15 protein-coding genes are annotated in these 15191 nt (G+C 74.0%); 11 read left to right on the forward strand and 4 right to left on the reverse strand.

The window, feature by feature from the left end; genetic code table 11:
• Positions 1-28: 28 nt before the first annotated feature.
• From trpB to KDL28_RS13100, 10 genes are all read left to right on the forward strand, one after another.
• Positions 29-1375, forward strand: a complete 1347-nt coding sequence (gene trpB / locus KDL28_RS13055) for a tryptophan synthase subunit beta (RefSeq protein ID WP_252438207.1) — start codon at positions 29-31, stop codon at positions 1373-1375.
• 144 nt (positions 1376-1519) lie between these two features.
• Positions 1520-2329, forward strand: coding sequence for a tryptophan synthase subunit alpha (gene trpA / locus KDL28_RS13060; RefSeq protein WP_252438209.1), 810 nt, complete (start codon positions 1520-1522; stop codon positions 2327-2329).
• Positions 2330-2353: 24 nt separating this feature from the next.
• A complete protein-coding gene (lgt, locus tag KDL28_RS13065; protein WP_252438211.1) occupies positions 2354-3514 on the forward strand; it encodes a prolipoprotein diacylglyceryl transferase in 1161 nt (386 codons plus the stop codon).
• Positions 3511-4146, forward strand: coding sequence for a DUF2461 domain-containing protein (locus KDL28_RS13070; protein ID WP_252438213.1), 636 nt, complete (start codon positions 3511-3513; stop codon positions 4144-4146). Before lgt ends, KDL28_RS13070 begins: the two co-directional genes overlap by 4 nt.
• Before the next feature lie 180 nt (positions 4147-4326).
• Positions 4327-5748 (forward strand): pyruvate kinase, encoded by a 1422-nt coding sequence (gene pyk, locus KDL28_RS13075; protein WP_252438215.1) that lies wholly within the window; start codon positions 4327-4329, stop codon positions 5746-5748.
• Between the two features lie 46 nt (positions 5749-5794).
• The gene (tesB, locus tag KDL28_RS13080; protein ID WP_252438217.1) at positions 5795-6685 is read left to right on the forward strand and encodes an acyl-CoA thioesterase II; all 891 of its coding nucleotides are present in this window, start codon (positions 5795-5797) and stop codon (positions 6683-6685) included.
• A gap of 20 nt (positions 6686-6705) precedes the next feature.
• Positions 6706-7422: a dienelactone hydrolase family protein gene (locus KDL28_RS13085; protein ID WP_252438219.1), complete on the forward strand. Its 717-nt coding sequence runs from the start codon at positions 6706-6708 to the stop codon at positions 7420-7422.
• 97 nt (positions 7423-7519) lie between these two features.
• The gene (locus KDL28_RS13090) at positions 7520-8089 is read left to right on the forward strand and encodes a GNAT family N-acetyltransferase (RefSeq protein ID WP_252438221.1); all 570 of its coding nucleotides are present in this window, start codon (positions 7520-7522) and stop codon (positions 8087-8089) included.
• 96 nt (positions 8090-8185) lie between these two features.
• On the forward strand, positions 8186-9508 hold the full coding sequence (locus KDL28_RS13095) for an O-acetylhomoserine aminocarboxypropyltransferase/cysteine synthase family protein (RefSeq protein ID WP_252438223.1): 1323 nt from the start codon (positions 8186-8188) through the stop codon (positions 9506-9508).
• Entirely contained in the window at positions 9505-10020 is a 516-nt protein-coding gene (locus tag KDL28_RS13100; RefSeq protein WP_252438225.1) for a CoA-binding protein, read from the forward strand. The genes KDL28_RS13095 and KDL28_RS13100 overlap by 4 nt, the downstream gene beginning before the upstream one ends.
• A 24-nt stretch (positions 10021-10044) precedes the next feature.
• Here the strand turns inward: KDL28_RS13100 and KDL28_RS13105 are convergent, their stop codons facing one another.
• Positions 10045-10497, reverse strand: a complete 453-nt coding sequence (locus tag KDL28_RS13105) for a hypothetical protein (RefSeq protein ID WP_252438227.1) — start codon at positions 10495-10497, stop codon at positions 10045-10047.
• 70 nt (positions 10498-10567) lie between these two features.
• Positions 10568-11752, reverse strand: a complete 1185-nt coding sequence (locus tag KDL28_RS13110; protein ID WP_252438229.1) for a DUF418 domain-containing protein — start codon at positions 11750-11752, stop codon at positions 10568-10570.
• 104 nt (positions 11753-11856) lie between these two features.
• Here KDL28_RS13110 and KDL28_RS13115 point away from each other — a divergent pair, with 104 nt between their 5' ends.
• Positions 11857-12852, forward strand: a complete 996-nt coding sequence (locus tag KDL28_RS13115; protein ID WP_252438231.1) for a malate dehydrogenase — start codon at positions 11857-11859, stop codon at positions 12850-12852.
• A gap of 67 nt (positions 12853-12919) precedes the next feature.
• Here KDL28_RS13115 and KDL28_RS13120 read toward each other — a convergent pair whose 3' ends face one another.
• The gene (locus KDL28_RS13120; protein WP_252438233.1) at positions 12920-13252 is read right to left on the reverse strand and encodes a hypothetical protein; all 333 of its coding nucleotides are present in this window, start codon (positions 13250-13252) and stop codon (positions 12920-12922) included.
• A 56-nt stretch (positions 13253-13308) separates the two neighbouring features.
• Positions 13309-15048 (reverse strand): malto-oligosyltrehalose trehalohydrolase, encoded by a 1740-nt coding sequence (treZ, locus tag KDL28_RS13125; RefSeq protein WP_252438235.1) that lies wholly within the window; start codon positions 15046-15048, stop codon positions 13309-13311.
• Positions 15049-15191: the final 143 nt, after the last annotated feature.

Raw genomic sequence — 15191 nt, forward strand, 5'->3', positions numbered from 1 at the left:
CCGCACGCGCACTACCCAGGATGGACTTGTGGACGTCAAGGCGAGCGACGGTGTCGCGCATCCCTCCGAGCACGACCCCGACGAGGGCGGCCACTTCGGCCGCTACGGGGGCCGGTTCGTCCCGGAGGCGCTGATCGCGGCGCTGGACGAGCTCACCGTCTTCTACCAGAAGGCGCGCGCCGACCCGGAGTTCCTCGACGAGCTCGACCGGCTGCACCGCGACTACACCGGGCGTCCGTCCCCGTTGACCGACGCGCCGAAGCTCGGTGAGCACGCCGGCGGCGCGCGGATCCTGCTCAAGCGGGAGGACCTCAACCACACCGGCTCGCACAAGATCAACAATGTGCTGGGCCAGGCGCTGCTGACCAAGCGCATGGGCAAGAAGCGGGTCATCGCCGAGACCGGCGCCGGCCAGCACGGCGTCGCCACCGCCACCGCCTGCGCCCTCATGGGCCTGGAGTGCGTGATCTACATGGGCGAGGTCGACACCGAGCGCCAGGCGCTCAACGTCGCCCGCATGCGGCTGCTCGGGGCCACCGTCATCCCGGTCAAGTCCGGCTCGCGCACCCTCAAGGACGCGATCAACGAGGCGCTGCGCGACTGGGTCACCAACGTCGACGAGACGCACTACCTGCTCGGCACCGTGGCCGGCCCGCACCCGTTCCCGGCCATGGTCCGCGACTTCCACCGGGTCATCGGGATGGAGGCGCGCGCCCAGGTGCTCGACCGGGTCGGCAGGCTGCCCGACGCGGTGGCCGCGTGCGTCGGCGGCGGGTCCAACGCGATCGGCATCTTCCACGCCTTCCTCGACGACCCCGGCGTGCGGCTGGTGGGATACGAGCCCGGCGGCGACGGCGTGGAGACCGGCCGCCACGGCGCCACCCTGTCCGAGGGCTCGCCCGGCGCCCTGCACGGCGCGATGTCCTACCTCCTGCAGGACGAGGACGGCCAGACCGCCGAGTCGCACTCGATCTCCGCGGGGCTGGACTACCCGGGCGTCGGCCCGGAGCACGCCCTGCTCAAGGACCTGGGCCGCGCCGAGTACTCGCCGGTCACCGACGCCGAGGCGATGGAGGCGTTCGCGCTGCTCTGCCGCACCGAGGGCATCATCCCGGCCATCGAGTCGGCGCACGCGATCGCCGGGGCGCTGCGGCTGGGCCGCGAGCTCGGGCCGGACGCGGTGATCCTGGTGAACCTCTCCGGGCGCGGCGACAAGGACGTCGACACGGCCGCCCGGTGGTTCGGGATGGTCGAGGGTGAGAGCGCCGCGGAGGCCAGCGGCACCGCGATCGCCGAGGCCGACCTGTCCGGCCGGTCCCCGGCCCAGGACGAGCCCTCCCCGGCCGGGGCCGACACGGGAGCGGTGCAGCGATGAGCGAGCTGGCGAGCGGATCATCGACACGGCGCCTGGGCGCAGCGGCGATCGAGCCCTGCGAGGGAGAGCGATGAGCGAGCTGGCGAGCGAATCATCGATACAGCGCCTGGGCGCAGCGCCGACCGAGCCCTGCGAGGGAGAGCGATGAGCCGGGTCGAGAAGATCTTCCAGGACTGCCGGGCGCAGGGTCGGGCGGCCCTGGTCGGCTACCTCCCCGCCGGCTACCCGACCGTGGACGGCTCGGTCGAGCTGCTGTCGGCGATGGTGGAGGGCGGGTGCGACCTGCTGGAGGTCGGCGTCCCGTACTCCGACCCGGTGATGGACGGCCCCACCATCCAGGCCGCGGCCGACACCGCGCTGCGCGCGGGCTTCCGGCTGCGCGACGTGTTCGCCGTCGTCGAGCGCGTGTCCGCGGCCGGCGGCCGGGCCGTGGTGATGACCTACTTCAACCCGGTGCTGCGCTACGGCGTCGACGCCTTCGCCCGCGACCTGGCCGCGGCGGGCGGGCTGGGCGTCATCACCCCCGACCTCATCCCGGACGAGGCCGGGGAGTGGATCGAGGCCTCCGACGCGCACGGCCTCGACCGGACCTTCCTGGTCGCGCCGTCGTCGTCGGAGGAGCGGATCGCCTCGACCGCGCGAGCCGCCCGCGGGTTCCTCTACGCCACCTCCACCATGGGCGTCACGGGTGCCCGCGACGCGGTGGCCTCCGCGGCCCCGGCGCTGGTCGAGCGCTGCCGGCGGCACACGTCGCTGCCCATCGGCGTGGGGCTGGGCGTGCGGTCGGCCGAGCAGGCGGCCGAGGTGGCCGCGTTCGCCGACGGGGTCATCGTCGGGTCGGCGTTCGTGACGGCGGCCGAGCGGGCCGGCGCCGACGGCGTCCGCGACCTGGCCGCCGAGCTGGCCGGTGGCGCGCGGCGCGGCGCCCCCGCGAGTGCCGCAACCGGGGCCTGAGGCCCCCGCGCTACCGTTGGCGACGTGAGCGCAGCGCTGGCCGCCAGCACCGTCCTGGCCTACATCCCGAGCCCGGACCGGGGGGTCTGGTACATCGGACCGGTCCCGATCCGGGCGTACGCGCTGTGCATCATCGCCGGCATCGTCATCGCGGTGGTCTGGGGTGAGCGGCGGTTCGTCGCCCGCGGCGGCCCCGCCGGGACCGTCACCGACGTCGCCGTGTTCGCGGTGCCGTTCGGCCTGATCGGCGGCCGGCTCTACCACGTGGCCACCGACTGGCCGAAGTACTTCGGCCCCACCGGCGACCCGCTCGCCGCGCTGCGGATCTGGGAGGGCGGCCTGGGCATCTGGGGCGCCATCGCGCTCGGTGGCGTCGGGGCCTGGATCGGCTGCCGGCGCCGGGGGATCCCGCTGCCGTTCTTCGCCGACGCCGTCGCCCCGGGCATCGTGGTCGCGCAGGCCGTCGGGCGGCTGGGCAACTACTTCAACCAGGAGCTGTACGGCGCCCCCACCGACCTGCCGTGGGGCCTGGAGATCTACCGCAGGGTCGACCCGGCGACCGGCGCCGTCGACCCGCTGGGCGGCGTCGCGCTCGACAAAACGCCGATCGAGGTCGTGCACCCCACGTTCCTGTACGAGCTGCTGCTCAACCTGGCGGTGGCCGCCATCGTGGTGTGGGCCGACCGGCGGTTCCGGCTCGGGCACGGCCGGGCGTTCGCGATCTACGTGGCCGGCTACACCGCCGGGCGGTTCTTCATCGAGCAGATGCGCACCGACGAGGCCACCCGCGTCTTCGGCGACATCCGGATCAACGTGGTGGTGTCCGCCGTGGTGTTCGTGGCGGCCGTGCTCTACGTGGCGCTGGTCCGCAAGCCGCGCGAGGTGCTGGAGTGGTCCGACACCGACACCGACGCCGACGGCGCCGTCGACCCGGACGACGCGACCGACCCGGCCCCGAGCCTGCGCAAGGGCGGCGCGACCCGCGGTGGGGCCGGGGGCGGCGTCGCCGTCGCCGAGCCGAGCACCGAGGTCGCCGCCCGGACCGACGGGCCCGCCGAGGAGGCGCCCGCCGCCGCGGAGCCCGCGAAGCCGGCCGCGGAGCCGACCGAGGAGTCGACCGCGGCGTCGACCGAGAAGCCCTCCGCCGACGCGCCGGAGGCGGCGAGGCGGGAGCGCGAGGAGTGAGCTTCACCGGCTTCGGTGAGGACGCCGTCGAGTTCTACGACGGCCTGGCCGCGGACAACTCCAAGGCCTACTGGACCGACCACCGGGCCGTCTACGAGGAGCACGTGCGGGCGCCGATGCAGGCGCTGCTGGCCGACCTGGAGCCCGAGTTCGGCTCCGGCAAGATCTTCCGCCCCTACCGCGACCTGCGCTTTGCCAAGAACAAGACCCCGTACAAGGACCACTGCGGGGCCACCGCGGGCGCGTTCTACGTCCAGGTCGGCCCGGAGGGGCTGATGGCCGCCGGGGGCTACTACGGGATGGCCGCGGACCAGGTGGCGCGTTTCCGCACCGCGGTCGACGACGAGCGCCGCGGCGAGGACCTGGTCAAGCGGCTGGCCGCGCTGCGCGCCGAGGGGCTCACCGTGGCGGGGGAGACCCTGCGCACCCGCCCGCGCGGGTTCGACCCCGAGCACCCCCGCCTCGACCTGCTGCGGCACAAGGGCCTCTACGGCAGGCGCGACTGGGCGCCCGACGACGTGCTGCACGAGCCGGCCGCGCGCGACCGCGTGGTCCGCACCTGGCGCGCGGTGACCCCGCTCGTCGAGTGGCTCAACGACCACGTCGGGCCCTCCGAACAGCCCCGCCGCTGATCGAAGGGCCTCCGGTGCCCCCGTTCGCTCCTTCGGGTGATCCGAACGGGCTATCCGTACGTCGAGTCGTCGCACGCTCGTCGACCGGTCGCCCGATCAGCGGTGCCGTCCACCGGCATTTGTGCAGCCCTTAAGGATCTGCTTCCTGATCGTTCCAGTTCCCGCGCTAGACTCAAGAACGTGAGCCGTCGCACAAAAATCGTCTGCACCATCGGTCCGGCGACCGCGAGCCCGGAGCGCATCCGAGAGCTCGTGCAGGCCGGCATGGACGTCGCGCGGCTGAACTTCAGCCACGGCAACCGCGACGACCACAAGCGCGTCTACGAGATGGTCCGCACCACGGCCGACAGCGAGGGCCGTGCCGTCGGCATCCTGGCCGACCTGCAGGGCCCCAAGATCCGGCTCGGGCGCTTCGCCACCGGGCCCGTCGAGTGGCGCACCGGCGAGGAGGTGCGGATCACCGTCGAGGACGTGGCCGGCACCCACGACCGGGTCTCCACCACCTACTCCGGCCTCGCCGACGACGCCCGCCCCGACGACCGCCTCCTCGTCGACGACGGCAAGGTCGGGCTGCGGGTCATCGGCGTCGAGGGCCTCGACGTCATCTGCCGGGTCACCGAGGGCGGCCCGGTCAGCGACAACAAGGGCATCTCGCTGCCCGGCATGAACGTCTCGGTGCCCGCGCTGAGCGAGAAGGACATCGCCGACCTGGAGTTCGCCCTCGACCTGCGGGTCGACACGGTCGCCCTGTCGTTCGTGCGCAGCCCGGCCGACATCGACCTGGTCCACAAGATCATGGACAGCAAGGGCGGCCGGCTGCCGGTCGTGGCCAAGCTGGAGAAGCCGGAGGCCGTCGACAACCTCGAGGCCATCGTGCTGGCCTTCGACGCGGTCATGGTCGCCCGCGGCGACCTGGGCGTCGAGCTGCCGCTGGAGCACGTGCCGCTGGTGCAGAAGCGGGCCATCCAGATCGCCCGCGAGAACGCCAAGCCGGTCATCGTGGCCACCCAGATGCTCGAGTCCATGATCACCAACTCCCGCCCGACCCGGGCCGAGGCCTCCGACGTCGCCAACGCCGTGCTCGACGGCGCCGACGCGGTGATGCTGTCGGGGGAGACCGGCGTCGGCCGCTACCCGATCAAGACCGTGCGGACGATGGCGCAGATCGTCGAGGCCGTCGAGGCCGGTCCGGTCAACGTGCCGCCGCTCAACCACGTCCCGCGCACCAAGCGCGGCGTGCTGTCCTACGCCGCCCGCGACATCGGCGAGCGGCTCTCGGCCAGGGCGATCGTGGCGTTCACGCAGTCCGGCGACACGGTCCGCAGGCTGGCCCGGCTGCACACGCGCCTGCCGCTGCTGGCGTTCACCCCCACCCCGGAGGTGCGCAGCCAGCTGGCGATGACCTGGGGCGTGGAGACCTTCCTGGTCGACTACGTGGAGTCCACCGACGCCATGGTCCGCCAGGTCGACCACGCCATGCTGTCGATCGACCGGTTCCGCCGCGGCGACCTGGTGGTCATCGTGGCCGGTTCCCCGCCCGGGACCGCAGGCTCGACCAACCTCATCCGCGTGCACCGCCTCGGCGAGGACGACCTGGGCTGACGCCCGCCCCGGTCGACCGCGGGTCGGGGCCTGAGAGGATGCCCGCGTGACAGGTTCCCCCGCGACCAGCCCCGTGCCCGGCGCCGAGACCCCCCAGCCGGAGCTGGACTCGCTCGTCGAGCTGCTCGACCTCGAACAGCTCGACGTGAACCTGTTCCGCGGGTTCAGCCCGCCGCAGAGCCCGACCCGCGTCTTCGGCGGGCAGGTGGCGGGGCAGGCGCTGGTGGCGGCGGCCCGCACGGTGCCCGCCGACCGCCTCGTGCACTCGCTGCACGCGTACTTCATCCGCGCTGGCGACCCGAGCGTGCCGATCATCTACACCACCGAGCGGGTGCGCGACGGCCGCTCGTTCGCCACCCGACGGGTGCTCGCGGTGCAGCGCGGCGAGGCCATCTTCTCGCTGTCCGCGTCGTTCCAGGAGGAGCAGGAGGGCCTGGAGCACAGCGAGCCCGCGCCGGAGGGCGTCCCGGACCCGGAGAGCCTGCCCTCGATGGAGCAGCTGCGCCGCGACGGCAAGCTCGACTCCTGGTACGCCGCGCAGCAGCCGATCGACATGCGCTTCGTCGGGGTGCCCACCTGGTCGCGGGCCCGCACGGAGCCGACCGACGAGCCACTCCGCGTGTGGATGCGCGCCGCGGGCAGCCTCCCCGACGACCCGCAGCTGCACGTCTGCCTGCTGACCTACGCCAGCGACCTCACGCTGCTGGGCTCGGTATTCACCCGGCACGCCCCGGTGCGCGGCATGAGCTCGGCGAGCCTCGACCACGCCGTCTGGTTCCACCGCCGGTTCCGGGCCGACGAGTGGCTGCTCTACACCTGCTACTCGCCGACGGCCTCGGGCGCGCGCGGGCTGGCCACCGGCCGGTTCACCGACCGCGACGGCCGGATGATCGCCACCGTGGTCCAGGAGGGGCTGGTCCGGCTGCCCCGGACCTGATCGGCGGTAGTGTCCGCCGGGTGCAGACCGAGGTGACCCTCACCGGAGCCGGTGGTGTCCGCTACCCCGGCGTCCTGACCGTCCCCGACGAGCCCGGGGCCACGCCCCGCCCGGCGCTGCTGATGATCTACGAGGCGTTCGGGATGACCGACGAGATGAAGCGCGTCGCGCGCGACCTCGCCGCCGAAGGCTACGTCGTGCTGATCCCCGACCTGTTCGCCGCGGCCGGCCCCAAGCCGCTGTGCGTCCTGCGGACCATGCGCACGATGCTGCGCGGGGAGGGCCGCGCCCTGCACGACCTGGAGAACGCGCGCCGCTGGCTGGTCGCCCGCCCCGAGGTCGACGCCGAGCGCGTCGGCGCGATCGGCTTCTGCATGGGCGGCAGCTTCGCGCTGCTGCTGGCCCGCACCGGGCTGTACAAGGTGAGCGCGCCGTTCTACCCGCAGGCCGTCGACCTGCCCCGGGCGTGCCCGGTCGTCGCCAGCTTCGGCGGGCGCGACCGCACCACCCGCGGGTTCGCGGACAAGCTCCCGGCCCGCCTCGACGAGCTCGGCCAGCCGCACGACGTCAAGGTCTACCCCGATGCCGGGCACTCGTTCTTCACCCGCACCGACGGCCTGATGGGCCGCCTCGGCCCGCACCTGCCGCTGCGGGCGGAGTACCACGAGCCCAGCGCCCGCGACGCCCACCGCCGCATCCTCGACTTCTTCCGCGAGCACCTCGCCCCCACCCCCTGACCGTCGAGAACGAACTTGTCGTCGTTTGGACCGGTCCACACGACAACAGGTTCGTTCTCGACGGGGGGTTGTCGGGGTGCGCGGGTACACCTGACGAGTGGGTGAGCTGACGATCAGGCCGGTCACGTCGCAGCGGTGGGTCGATCTCGTGGCGCTGTTCGACGAGGGCGGTGAGCCGCGGCGCTGCTGGTGCACGTACTTCCGGATGCCCAAGCCGCGGTGGAACGCGATGCAGGTCGACGAGCGGCGGGGGGCGTTCGAGGAGATCGTGGCCTCCGGGGCGGAGCCGGGGCTGCTCGCCTACGACGACGAGGGGCCCGTCGGCTGGGTGTCCGTCGCGCCGCGCGAGGAGTTCCTGCCCCACCTGGAGCGCACCCGGGTGCTCAAGCCGGCGCCGGGGGAGGGCGTGTGGTCGGTGCTGTGCTTCGTCGTGTCGAAGCGGGCCCGCGGCCGGGGCGTGGCGCACGCGCTGCTGGCGGCCGCGGTCGAGCACGCCCGCGGGCGGGGGGCGGAGGCGGTGGAGGGCCACCCGCTCGACGAGTCCCGCCGCGAGCTGATCGCGATGGAGGCCTACGTCGGGGTCACCTCGATGTTCGAGGGGGCCGGGTTCACCGAGATCGACCGGCGCGGTGTGCGCCCGCTCTACCGGCTCACCATCGACGCCTGAGCCGGGGCAGGATGGCTTCATGAGCGAGCCTGCGAGCGAATCGTTCAACACAGCGCCTTTGCGCGAAGCGCCGAGCTCGCGCAGCGAGGGAGAGCGATGAGCGAGCGCAACTGGGGCTTCCGGACGCGGGCCGTGCACGCCGGGCACGTCCCGGACGCCACCACGGGGGCCCGGGCGGTGCCGATCTACCAGTCCACCAGCTTCGTCTTCGGCGACACCCAGGACGCGGCGAGCCTGTTCGCGCTGCAGAAGTACGGCCTCATCTACAGCCGCATCGCCAACCCCACCGTCTCGGTGCTGGAGGAGCGGCTGGCCAGCCTGGAGGGCGGCATCGGCGCGGTGTGCACGGCCAGCGGGCAGGCCGCGGAGTTCCTCACCTTCGCCACGCTCGCCGGCGCGGGCGACCACATCGTCGCGGCGGCCGGGCTCTACGGCGGCACGGTCACCCAACTCGACGTGACGCTGCGCCGGTTCGGGGTGGACACCACGTTCGTGCCGCACGCCGCGGGCGCCGACGGCATGGCCGCCGCGATCACCCCCCGTACCAAGCTGCTGTTCGCCGAGGTCGTGGCCAACCCCAGCGGCGACGTCACCGACATCGCCGCGCTGGCCGACGTCGCGCACGCCGCCGGGCTGCCGCTGGTCGTCGACGCCACGATGGCCACGCCGTACCTGTGCCGGCCGATCGAGCACGGCGCCGACGTCGTCATCCACTCGGCGACGAAGTTCCTCGGCGGCCACGGCACCACGCTGGGCGGGGTGGTGGTCGAGTCCGGCCGGTTCGACTGGGGCAACGGCAACTTCCCGCAGATGACCGAGCCCGTGCCCGCCTACGGCGGGCTGAGCTGGTGGGGCAACTTCGGCGAGCTCGGCTTCCTGACCAAGCTGCGCGCCGAGCAGCTGCGCGACATCGGGCCCGCGCTCTCCCCGCACAGCGCGTTCCTGCTGCTGCAGGGCGTGGAGACGCTGCCGCAGCGGATGGACGCGCACATGCGCAACACCCACGAGGTCGCGGGCTGGCTCGCCGCCGACCCGCGCATCGCGTACGTCCGCTGGGCGGGCCTGCCCGGCCACCCCGGCCACGAGCTGGCCCGGCGCTACCTGCCGCTGGGGCCCGGGGCGGTGTTCTCGTTCGGGGTGAAGGGCGGGCGGGAGGCGGGCCGGCGGTTCATCGAGTCGCTGCAGCTGTGCAGCCACCTGGCCAACATCGGCGACGCCCGCACCCTGGTCATCCACCCCGGCTCGACCACCCACCAGCAGCTCACCGACGACCAGCTGCGCGACGCCGGGGTACCGCCGGACCTGATCCGGATCAGCGTCGGCCTCGAGGACGCCGAGGACATCATCTGGGACCTCGACCGCGCCCTCGCCACGGCGACGGGCCCGGCCGTCCTGCCGGTCGCCGGGGGTGCGGCATGACCACGACCGCCTCCACCTGGCAGAACCCGAGCCCCGCCGAGCGGCTGCGCATCCTGCGCGAGACGCGCACGGTCGCGGTGGTCGGGGCGTCGGCCAACCCGGCCAGGGCCAGCAACTTCGTCTCCACGTACCTGCTGGCCAGCACGCGGTTCCGGGTGCTGATGGTCAACCCGAACGAGACGGAGATCCTCGGGCGGCCCTGCTACCCGAGCCTGGCCGAGCTGCCGGTCGTCCCGGACCTGGTCGACGTGTTCCGGCGCCGCTCCGACCTGCCCGCCGTGCTCGACGACGTGCTGGCGCTCCCGCCCGGCGTGCGCACCTTCTGGACCCAGTTCGGGCTGTTCGACGAGGCCGTGGCGCGGCGGGCGGAGGCGGCCGGGCTGCAGGTGGTGATGGACCGCTGCCTGAAGGTCGAGCACGCGCGGTTCCACGGCGGGCTGCACGTGGCGGGCTTCGACACCGGCGTCATCAGCGCCCGGCGGCGCTCGACCGACGGGGTCGATCCCGGGTGACGGCGCCCGCCGGGAGGGCGGTCGTCAGGCCGCGCCGAGCCGTGACGCCGTGGCCAGCAGCCGGATGGCGAAGTAGATCACGACCCCCACGATCGCGAGCAGCCAGAAGGGCCAGGCGCGCTTGCGGGCGATGAGCCACAGCACCAGCGAGCCGAGCGCGGTCGGCACGACCGTGCTGCCGACGACCGCACCGAACGCCGCGGACGACGGCGGCGGCCCGGCCAGGGCCAGCAGGATCACCAGCTGGAGGGCGGCGCCGATCGAGGTCGCGCCGAGCGCCAGCGGGTAGCTCGTGCGCGGGCCGGGTCGGCCCACGGGTGCCGGGTCCGGCTCGATGCCGGCCGGGTACGGCGGCGCGCCGGGCATCGGCGCGTGCGGGGGGAGCTCCTGGTGGGGCTGGTAGCCGGGCGCGCCCATCCAGGACGGTCGCTCCTCGTCGGGGCCGGGGCGCCACCCCGGTGGGGGACTCTGGGACATGGCTGAACGGTAGCCCCGCGGTACCGGCACCCGTGGCGGATCCCGACAACCGCCCGACTCGCGGGGCCGGTCAGCGCGACCCGTAGGTCAACCGGCGCAGCAGCGTCTCGGCCGGTCCCCGTGCGCCGAGCCGATCGGAGGCGGCGGCGGCGACCAGGATCACCAGCCAGACCCCGATCGCCACCAGCGCCGCCGCGCCGGGACCGAGCACCGCGCCCAGGCCGAGCGTCCACGCCGGCAGCAGGGCGGCGAACACCACCGACTGGGCCAGGTAGCACGACAGCGAGCGCTGCCCGCACGCCCGCACGGCCCGCGCCACGACGCCGGGGTCGCGCCCGGCGCGGCCCAGGGCGAGCAGCCCGAACAGCGCGGCGTAGCCGAGCCCGCCGGCGTAGCCGGTCAGGGCGTGCAGGGCGCCCGCCGCCGCCGTCACGGCGAAGGGCGCCGCCCAGACGCCACCGGCGATCAGCGCCAGCGGCAGGCCGCCGAGCACCGCGGCGCCCAGGCCGCCCACGGCCAGGCGCACCAGCAGGGGCCGGTGCGCCGCGGGGTCGTCGAGCAGGCCGCGCCGGGCGGTCCACGTGCCCAGCGCCACCGCCCCGAACACCCCGAGCACCGAGCCGATCAGACCGCCGCCGAGGTAGTCGACCGCGCGGGCGCCGAGCGCGGCCAGCGGATCGGCGAGGGCCGTGGACGGGAGCACGGCGGTGGTGCCGGGCCCGGGAGCGAGCGCCACCGCCGCGCCGACGACCGTGACCACCGTGGCGCCGCACCCGACCACGACCAGCAGGGCGCGGTCGCCCGCCGCGTGCACCAGCGCCCCGGCCAGCAGCACGGCCACCAGGCCGTAGGCGCCGACGACGTCGCCGGGGAACAGCAGCACCCCGTGCGCGACACCGATCAGCAGCAGCCACCAGCCCCGCCTGCGCACCAGGCGCACCACGGCGGGCGCGGGCACGCCCACCGCGGCCCGGCGCCGGGCCAGCTGCACGACGCCGTACCCGAACAGCAGCGCGAACAGCGGGTACGCCCGCCCGTCCACCAGCGCCAGCTGCGCGATCGTGACGACCTGGTCGACGCCCCGCGGGTCGGGCGGGTAGCCGCGCAGCCCGAGTGGGCGCCCGTGCGCCCAGAACACCACGTTGGCCAGCGCGATGAGCAGCAGCATCCCGCCGCGGGCGAGGTCGGGGGCCGGGATCCGGTCGCGCAGCGGGGTGGCGCCGGGGTCGAGCGACCCTCCGGACGGGGCGGGCATGGCGGGCAGCCTAGAGCGGCGGGTGCCGGCGATGTGTCACCGGACACCCGTCGCCGGTGCTCCCCGTCACGGCGGCTGCGCCGGGTGGGGGCTAGCCTGCCTGCGTGTCTGCGTCGACCACCGCACCTGTCAACGTCACCGTCACCGGAGCCGCCGGCCAGATCGGCTACGCGCTGCTGTTCCGGATCGCCTCCGGGCAGCTGCTGGGGCCCGACACCCCGGTCCGGCTGCGCCTGCTGGAGATCCCGCAGGCGGTGAAGGCAGCGGAGGGCACCGCGATGGAGCTCGACGACTGCGCGTTCCCGCTGCTGAGCGGCATCGACATCACCGACGACGCCACCGCCGCCTTCGACGGCGCCAACGTCGCGCTGCTGGTCGGTGCCCGCCCGCGGAGCAAGGGGATGGAGCGCGGCGACCTGCTCGAGGCCAACGGGGGGATCTTCGCCCCGCAGGGCCGGGCGATCAACGCCGGTGCGGCCGACGACATCCGCGTGCTGGTCGTGGGCAACCCGGCCAACACCAACGCGCTGATCGCCCAGGCCGCCGCGCCCGACGTGCCGGCCGCGCGGTTCACCGCGATGACCCGGCTCGACCACAACCGCGCCGTCGGCCAGCTGGCCAAGAAGCTGTCGGTGCCGGTCACCGAGATCACCAAGCTGACGATCTGGGGCAACCACTCGGCCACCCAGTACCCCGACCTCTACCACGCCGAGGTCAACGGCAAGGTCGCCGCCGAGCAGGTCGACGAGGCCTGGCTGCGCGACACCTTCATCCCCACCGTGGCCAAGCGCGGCGCGGCGATCATCGAGGCGCGCGGGGCGTCGTCGGCGGCCTCCGCGGCGAACGCGGCCATCGACCACGTGCACGACTGGGTGAACGGCACCCCGGCGGGCGACTGGACCTCCGCCGCCATCCCGTCCGACGGCTCCTACGGCGTGCCGGAGGGGCTCATCTCCAGCTTCCCCGTCGTCTCCCGGGGCGGCGCGTGGGAGATCGTGCAGGGCCTGGAGATCGACGAGTTCTCCCGCTCGCGGATCGACGCCTCGGTCGCCGAGCTGAACGAGGAGCGCGAGGCCGTCAAGGGCCTGGGCCTGCTCTGACCCGACCCGACCACGACGAAGCCCCGGCGCCGCCCTCCACGGGCGGGACCGGGGCTTCGTCGCGCCGCTACCGGTCGTCCCCGCGCTCGATCAGGCCGGTGATCAGTTCGACGATGCGCTGCTGACCGGCCGCGGCCTGGTCGAGCTTGGCGCGGACCTCGCCGAAGCCGCTGCGCACCTCGTTCTCCAACCGGTCGAACCGGGCGGCGGTCTGCACGCCGAGCGCGTTGACGGCCGAGCGGTTGGCGTCGACCTTGATGGCCAGGTCGGCGTAGTCGCGGTCGTTGGCGGCGGCGAGGTGGCGGGCGGCCGATGCGTCGGCCGCCACCTCCTCGATGCGCCGCTCCAGCGCGCTCACCCTCCTGCGGAGGTCACCGGGCTCGTCGGGGGAGGCGGACATGGACGCAGGGTACCGAGCCGACCCACCCGCGGGGCCGTTTCGGGAAGGACCCCGGATCACCCCAGCTGCACGATCGCGAACGCCTCCGGCGGCAGGGCGATCGCGTCCTCGTGGCCCTCGACGGGTTCGCTGGCCAGCAGGATGCGGGCGACGGTCCCGTTCATCGCCAGCGTGACCGGCTCGCCGCCCAGGTTGCAGGCCACCCGCAGCCTGCCCCGGTGCAGCACGACGGTGCGGGCCACCTCGTCGACGTCGACCTCGACCTCGTCCAGCCACGGGTCGGACAGCTCCGGCCAGGCCCGGCGCAGCGCGATCAGCTCGCGGTGCAGCCGCAGCAGGGTGGCGTGCGGCTCGCCGACCGGCTCGTCCCAGTCGAGCTTGGAGTCCAGGAACGTCGACTCGGCGTTCGGGTCGGGGACCTCCGCGTCGCCCCAGCCGTGCTCGGCGAACTCGGCGCGCCTGCCCTTGCGCACGGCGTCGCGCAGGCCCTCGTCGGGGAAGTAGGAGAAGAACTGCCAGGGCGTGCGGGCCCCCCACTCCTCGCCCATGAACAGCATCGGGGTGAACGGTGAGCCGAGCACCAGGGCCGCGCCGCAGGCCAGCAGGCCGGGGGAGAGGGTCTGGGTGAGCCGGTCGCCGGTGGCCCGGTTGCCGATCTGGTCGTGGTTCTGCAGGTAGGCCAGGAACCGGTGGCCGGGGATGCGCTTGGTGTCGACCGGGGCCCCGTGGTTGCGCTGGCGGAAGCTCGACCAGGTGCCCTCGTGCAGGAACGCGCGGGTGAACACGTGCTGCAGGCCGGTGAGCCCGGCGGTGGCGAAGTCGGCGTAGTAGCCCTGGCCCTCGCCGGTGAGCGTGGTGTGCAGGGTGTGGTGGATGTCGTCGGTCCACTGGCCGTGCAGGCCGTAGCCGCCCGCCTCGCGGGGGGTGACCATCCGCGGGTCGTTCAGGTCGGACTCCGCGATCAGCGAGAGCGGCCGGTTGAGGTGCGTTGACAGCGCCTCCACCTCGACGGCGAGCTGCTCGAGCAGGTGGGTGGCGCGGGTGTCGCGCAGCGCGTGCACGGCGTCGATGCGCAGGCCGTCGACGTGGAAGTCGCGCAGCCACATCTTCGCGTTGTCGATGACGAAGCGGCGCACGTGCTCGGAGTGCGCGCCGTCGAGGTTGAGCGATGGCCCCCAGATGTTGGAGCCGGCGAAGTACGGGCCGAAGCGGTCGAGGTAGGCCCCGGACGGCCCGAGGTGGTTGTAGACGACGTCGAGCAGCACGCCCATGCCGCGGGTGTGGCAGGCGTCGACGAACCGCTTGAAGGCGTCGGGGCCGCCGTAGTTCTCGGTGACGGCGTACCAGCCGACGCCGTCGTAGCCCCAGTTGCGCGGCCCGTCGACGGCGTTGACCGGCAGCACCTCGACCAGGTCGATCCCCAGGTGGGCCAGGTGGTCGAGGCGCTCGATCGCGGAGTCGAAGGTGCCCGCGGGGGTGAACGTGCCGATGTGCAGCTCGTAGACGACGCTGCCGGGCAGCTGGCGCCCGGTCCAGGACTGGTCGGTCCAGATGTGCCAGTCGCCGTCGTAGAGCCGGGAGGCGCCGTGCACGCCTGCGGGCTGCCACTGCGAGCGCGGATCGGGCAGCGGGGTCTCGTCGTCGCCGAGCAGGAACGCGTAGGCCGCGCCGGGCTGGGCGCCGCCGACGTCGGAGCGCCACCAGCCGGCGCCGTCCGGGGTCATCGGATGGGGGGTCCCGTCCACCAGGACGCGGACCCGGTCGTGCAGCGGCGCCCACACCGCGAAATCAGCCACGCGGGCATCCTTCCGGTTCGCCCCGGACCCCGCCCGGTGCAGGGGTGTGACGCTCCACCCCGAGCCACGACCCGTCGAGAACGAACCTGTCGTCGTTTTGGACCGGTCCCAAAGAACCCCGGGTGGTTTGCGGCGGGGGGCGA

The organism is Pseudonocardia humida (assembly GCF_023898865.1).
Taxonomy (GTDB): Bacteria; Actinomycetota; Actinomycetes; order Mycobacteriales; family Pseudonocardiaceae; genus Pseudonocardia; species Pseudonocardia humida.

Bases quoted from the DNA above. Each gene is read 5' to 3' on its own strand.
- KDL28_RS13105 (WP_252438227.1), bottom strand. From the start codon at position 10,497: ATGTCCCAGAGTCCCCCACCGGGGTGGCGCCCCGGCCCCGACGAGGAG.
- KDL28_RS13100 (WP_252438225.1), top strand. From the start codon at position 9,505: ATGACCACGACCGCCTCCACCTGGCAGAACCCGAGCCCCGCCGAGCGG.
- KDL28_RS13120 (WP_252438233.1), bottom strand. From the start codon at position 13,252: ATGTCCGCCTCCCCCGACGAGCCCGGTGACCTCCGCAGGAGGGTGAGC.
- trpA (WP_252438209.1), top strand. From the start codon at position 1,520: ATGAGCCGGGTCGAGAAGATCTTCCAGGACTGCCGGGCGCAGGGTCGG.
- KDL28_RS13110 (WP_252438229.1), bottom strand. From the start codon at position 11,752: ATGCCCGCCCCGTCCGGAGGGTCGCTCGACCCCGGCGCCACCCCGCTG.
- KDL28_RS13095 (WP_252438223.1), top strand. From the start codon at position 8,186: ATGAGCGAGCGCAACTGGGGCTTCCGGACGCGGGCCGTGCACGCCGGG.